This is a genomic window from Roseisolibacter sp. H3M3-2, assembly GCF_029211165.1.
Taxonomy (GTDB): Bacteria; Gemmatimonadota; Gemmatimonadetes; order Gemmatimonadales; family Gemmatimonadaceae; genus Roseisolibacter.
In genome coordinates this window covers 1-5,158 of the sequence record NZ_JARGEK010000343.1, presented here as the reverse complement: position 1 = coordinate 5,158, position 5,158 = coordinate 1, and the positions used below count along the sequence as shown (strand labels likewise).

At 77.1% G+C, this 5,158-nt stretch carries 5 protein-coding genes; all 5 read right to left on the bottom strand.

Annotated elements, in window-relative coordinates:
- Nucleotides 1–1,237 (bottom strand): serine/threonine-protein kinase (locus PYV61_RS20605; RefSeq protein ID WP_275835152.1); only part of this gene is annotated, 1,237 nt, incomplete at its 3' end.
- Between the two features lie 194 nt (nt 1,238–1,431).
- Entirely contained in the window at nt 1,432–2,106 is a 675-nt protein-coding gene (locus PYV61_RS20600; protein WP_275835150.1) for a response regulator transcription factor, read from the bottom strand.
- Between the two features lie 235 nt (nt 2,107–2,341).
- Nucleotides 2,342–2,959 carry a HupE/UreJ family protein gene (locus tag PYV61_RS20595; protein WP_275835148.1) on the bottom strand — a complete coding sequence of 206 codons (618 nt, stop codon included), beginning with the start codon at nt 2,957–2,959 and terminating at the stop codon, nt 2,342–2,344.
- Complete coding sequence (locus PYV61_RS20590) at nt 2,956–4,725, bottom strand: GAF domain-containing sensor histidine kinase (RefSeq protein ID WP_275835146.1); 1,770 nt, start codon at nt 4,723–4,725, stop codon at nt 2,956–2,958. The genes PYV61_RS20595 and PYV61_RS20590 overlap by 4 nt, the downstream gene beginning before the upstream one ends.
- A gap of 52 nt (nt 4,726–4,777) precedes the next feature.
- Nucleotides 4,778–5,158, bottom strand: a 381-nt coding sequence (locus PYV61_RS20585) for a hypothetical protein (protein WP_275835144.1), incomplete at its 5' end; no start/stop codon positions are given.

Here is a 5,158-nt window from a genome sequence, read left to right as displayed (position 1 = left end):
CGCGCGGCAGGTCGGCGTCCTCGCCCGCGTCGGCGCGCGCGGCGCGGCGCCACGCGCTCAGGACCGCGCGCGGGTCGGCGGAGCGCGGCCCCCCCTCGCCGGTCAGCGTCGCCGCCAGCAGGTCGAGCATCCCCTCGCGCAGGTAGCGCAGCGACGGGTCGCTCCCGGTCACGCGGAACGGCGCGACCGCGACCACCTGCGCGTCGAGCGGGCGCTCGCGCGTGCGGTACAGCCCGAGCACCGTCGCGGCGGCGGCCACCAGCCCGAACGCCGTCGCGACCAGCGCGACACGGCGGCGCGGGCGCGCGCGAGGTGGCGCGGCGTCGGCGGTCGTCCCGGCTCCGGTCGTCCCCGCGCCGGGGGTCACGGCCGCGGCCACCACGTCGCGCCGCTCGGCGGCGTCGGCGGGGCGGTCCTCGGGGCGCTTGGCGAGGCAGCGCATCACGAGCGCCGCCAGCGCCGGCGGGACGCCCGGGGCGCGCCGGTCCACCGGCTCCGGCGTCTCGGCGAGGTGCGCGGTCAGGATCTCCGCCGGCGGGCGGCGGTGGAACGGCGGCGCGCCGGTCAGCGTCTCGTACGCCAGCACGCCGAACGCGTAGAGGTCCGCGCGGTGGTCGACCCCCGGGTCGGCGGCCGCCTGCTCGGGCGCCATGTACGCGGGCGTCCCGATGGCGAGCCCCGCGCCGGTGCCGGCCGTCGTCTCCAGCTCCGCCCGCGGGTCGAACGCGGTGCGCAGCGCCTTGGCGACGCCGAAGTCGGTGACCAGCGCGTGCATCCCCGACAGCAGCACGTTGTCGGGCTTCACGTCGCGGTGCACGATCCCGCGGGCGTGCGCGTAGGCCAGCGCGTCGGCCACGTCGTGCAGCACGCGCACCGCGTCGCCCGTCGGCAGCGCGCCGTCGCGGGCCAGCCGCGCGCGCAGCGACTCCCCCTCGACCAGCGGCATCGCGTAGTACGGCATCCCGTCCGCCGAGCCGGCGGAGAGCACGGGGACGACGTGCGGGTGCTGCAGCCCGGCGGCCAGCTGGATCTCGCGGCGGAAGCGCTCGACGTTCAGCCCCGCGGCGAGGTCGGGGGGGAGCACCTTCAGCACCACCTGCCGCCCCAGCGCCAGCTCGCGCGCCACGAAGACGCGCGACATGCCGGCGCCCCCGAGCTCGTGCTCGAGGACGTAGAGGTCGCCCAGCGCCCGGTCGAGGTGGGCGCGCAGGGCGCCCGGGGCGGGCGACTCGGTCACGGAGGGGGGGACAGCCGGGAAGAGGGGTGCGACAGGCCGTACGGGTTGGATGCGACGCCGGTGTCGTCGGTTTACCCGGTTCGTCCCGCCGACCTGTCACGAACGCGTCAGGGGAAGCGAAAGCAACAGCGCGGCGGGCCGCGGACTGCGGGTTCGGTGGGATCCGCAGCCCGCGGCCCGCAGCGCCCGGCCGCTCAGCCGTCGCGCCGCGCCGCGCCCACGTCCAGTACGTACCGCGTCAGCCCCGCAACGGTCCGGATCCCGAGCTTCCGCATGAGGCTCTCGCGGTGCGTCTCGACGGTGCGGTGGCTGATTCCCAGCTCGGCGGCGATCTCCTTGTTCGTGAGGCCGCGCGCGATCCCCTCCAGCACGTCGCGCTCGCGCGCCGTCAGCACGTCGATCGGCGGCAGCGCCCCCTCCGGCGCGTCCCGGTCGTCGGCGGCCGGCGCGCCGGGGGCGCCGGTGCCGGTGAGCCCCTGCGCGGCCGGGGTGCTGAAGTACGAGCCGCCGGCGTGCACCGCCCGCACCGCCAGCCGCAGCTCGGCGGCCGCGCTGTCCTTGAGCAGGTAGCCGCTCGCCCCGGCGCGCACCCCCTCGCGCACGTACTCCGCGTTGTCGTGCATCGACATGATGAGGATCCGCGCCTCGGGCACGGCCTCGCGCAGCCGCGGCGCCGCCCGCAGCCCGCTCTCCCCGGGCATGGACACGTCGAGCACGATCACGTCCGGCCGGTGCTCCGCCGCCAGCGCCAGCGCCTGCGCCGCGTGCGACGCCTCGGCGACCACCACGACCCCGGGCTCGGCCTCGAGCACGTGGCGGATCCCCTCGCGGACCACGGCGTGGTCGTCGCACACGAGGACGCGAATCACAGTCGGCTCACCCATCGGCGGAAATCTAGAGGCGGAGAGCGGGGGACGGCGGACTTCGGGATACGGCGGAGATCGGGGGACGGCGGAACCCGGGATGGGGCGTACACCGGGGTACCGCGAACCTGCCGCCTCGAGCCGGTGGGTTCGCGGTACCCCGATCTGCGCACTCTCCCGCCGTTCGTGGTATCCCGATCTCCGCCGTACCCCGATCTCCGCCGTATCCCGGACTACGCCCTCAGGGAGTAAGCTCGCGGACGAGCCCGTTCGCCATGACGACGCCGAGGACGACGCTCGCCGTTCCCGCCGCCAGCTGGAGCCCGCGCTGGAGCGGCGGGAGCCGCGTGCCGGCGAGGGCGGCGGGGGCCGCCAGGAGGAGCGTGACGCCGACCATGCCGGCCACCGTGCCGAGCCCGAACACGGCGAGGTAGGCGACCGCCCACCGCGGGTCGCGGATCGAGGCGAGCACGAGCAGCGTGACCGCCGCCGATCCGGCCAGCCCGTGCACGGTCCCGACGACGAGCGGGCGCAGCGCCGACCCCGGCGCCGCCGCGGCGGGGGTCCGCCCCGCGCGCAGCGCCCGGACGCCGAGCAGGACGAGCATGGCGGCGACGACCAGCTCGAGCGCGACGGCGAGGCGCGGCGGCATCGCGACCCGGAGCGCGATCAGCGTCCCCCCGACCAGCAGGATCGTCGTCGAGTGCCCCAGCCCCCACAGCGCGCCGACGGCCGCCGCCCGCCGCAGCCCGGGCTCGCGGGCGACGATCGTCGTCACCGCCACCACGTGGTCGGCGTCGGCGGCGTGGCGCAGCCCGAGCAGCGCCCCGAGGGCGGCGATCCCGATCGCGTCGGTCATGCGGCGCCCTCGGCGCGGATTGAAATGGTGGGGACGAATACGCGCAGCATGGCGCCACCATCGACGTTCTCAAGCGTCACCGTGCCGCCCAGCGCGCCGATGCGCTCGCGCATGCCGACCAGACCCATGTGCCCCTCGCGCTCCAGCCGCACGGGGTCGGCCGGGGCGGCCAGCCCGCCTCCGTCGTCGGTGACGCTGAGCCGCACCCCCCCCGGGACGGTGGCGAGGTGGACCGTGACCGTGCGGGCCCGGGCGTGGCGGGCGACGTTCGACAGCCCCTCCTGCATCGCCCGGTAGAGCGCCAGGTCGGCGTCCTCGGGCAGCGCCGGGAGCGGGTGGTCGGGGAGGGCGAGCGAGGCGGCGATCCCCGTCCGCTCGCTGAAGTCGGCGCACAGCGAGCGCAGCGCCGGGAGCAGCCCCAGGTCGTCGAGCAGCGACGGGCGGAGGTCGTTGGTCACGCTGCGGATCGAGCCGATCCCCGTGTCGATGAGCGCGAGCACGCGGTCGAGCCGCTGGCGCTGCGCCGGCTCCACCCCCTCGCGTAGCATGCCGAGCTGCATCTTCACCGCGGTGAAGACCTGCGCCGTCTCGTCGTGCAGCTCGCGCGACAGGCGGCGCCGCTCCTCCTCGTGCTGCCGGACCATGCGCAGCGACAGCCGCTCCAGCTCCGCCGACCGGCTCTCCAGCGTCCGGTAGAGGGCCGCCGAGTGGAGCGCCGCCCCCACCTGCTGGCCGAGGGCGCGGAGGAAGCTCTCGTCGAGCGCGGTGAACGGGTCGCGGGCGTCGCCGGCCAGCACCAGCGCGCCGGTGGCGGTCCCGCCGGTGAGCACCGGGAGCGCGGCGACGTAGGGGAGCCCGCCCACGTCGGCGGCCACCTGCGGGCGGCCCGTGGCCAGCACCGCGGCCAGCCCGTCGGCCACCGCCCCCTCGGGGCGCACCCCTTCCCACCCCGCGCAAGCGCCGGCGCCGCGCACGCACACGAGCTGGGGGACGCCCGGCAGCGGCGCGAAGAACGCCGTCCCGCGCACCGCCGGCAGCTCCAGCGGGCGGGCCAGCAGCGCGTCGAGCACGTCGGCCTCGCGCGGGGAGCGCTGCAGGTCGCCCGACAGCGCGCTCAGCGCCCCCAGCCCGCGCCGCAGGTCGTCGAGCACCAGCAGGACGATCCCCAGCCCCACCGCCAGCACGAAGGCGATGTCGAGGTAGTAGCCCCACGGCGTCCACGCGCCGCGGGCGCGCAGCAGCGGGTAGTCGAGGTGGTGCAGCCCCCACAGCGCGAACGCCGCCGCCAGCACGCGGGCGCCGGTCGAGCCGACGCGGCGGTGGTACTGCCAGAAGGTCCACCCGCTCCACATCGTCGCCGCGGCGAGGAAGGCGACCATCGGCGCCGCGGCCAGCATGAACGAGTCGAGCCGGTAGATCGCGACCAGCGACCAGACCACCGGGAAGAGCGCCCACGCCAGGTAGCGCCACCGCCAGGCGAGCTGGCGGGAGAACACGAGGGCGGCCCACAGCAGCGCGAGCGCGGTGAGCCCCGTGATGACCTGGTGCGCGTAGAGGAACGCCCACTGCCGCGTGAGCAGGAAGCTCCCGATCGCGGCCAGCCGCAGCGCGTAGAGCCCCCACGCGGCGGCGAACCAGGCGAAGTACGGCTTCCCGTGCCGACGGTGCAGCCAGAGGCAGAGGAGCGCGAGCGCGATCGTGATCGCGGCCTGCAGCCCGGCGGCGGCCAGCTCGGTGCGCGCGACGGCGGGGATCTCCCAGTCCATGCCGGGAAGCTAGCGGGGGCGGGCCGGCCGGGGCGGCGGGCGCCGCCCGCCCTCACTTCCGGAACGGCGACGCGAGGCGCAGCCCCGTCACCTCCCACCGCCCGCCCTCGCGCGCCAGCCGCGCCTCCAGCCGTGCGGTCGACTGGTCGGTCTTCACGCCGACCACGCGCACCAGCCCCCCGCGCCGCCACTTGAGCGCGACCTGCAGCGGCACCGTGACCGCGCCCTCCGCGACTCGCGCCTCGCCGGCCGTGAACGACGTGACCGTGAGGTCGCGCTCGCGCTCGACGACCTGCAGCAGCTCCGCGGCGCCGTGCGGCCCCGGCCAGGCGTCGAGCAGCCCGCGCAGCGTCCCGAGGTCGCGCGCGCCCACCTGCCCGGCGACCCGCTCCGCCACGCGCGCGACGTCGTCGGCGCCGGGGACGGCCGGCGC

Coding starts and splice junctions, on each gene's coding strand:
- PYV61_RS20595 (WP_275835148.1), bottom strand. CDS start 2,959: ATGACCGACGCGATCGGGATCGCCGCCCTCGGGGCGCTGCTCGGGCTG.
- PYV61_RS20590 (WP_275835146.1), bottom strand. CDS start 4,725: ATGGACTGGGAGATCCCCGCCGTCGCGCGCACCGAGCTGGCCGCCGCC.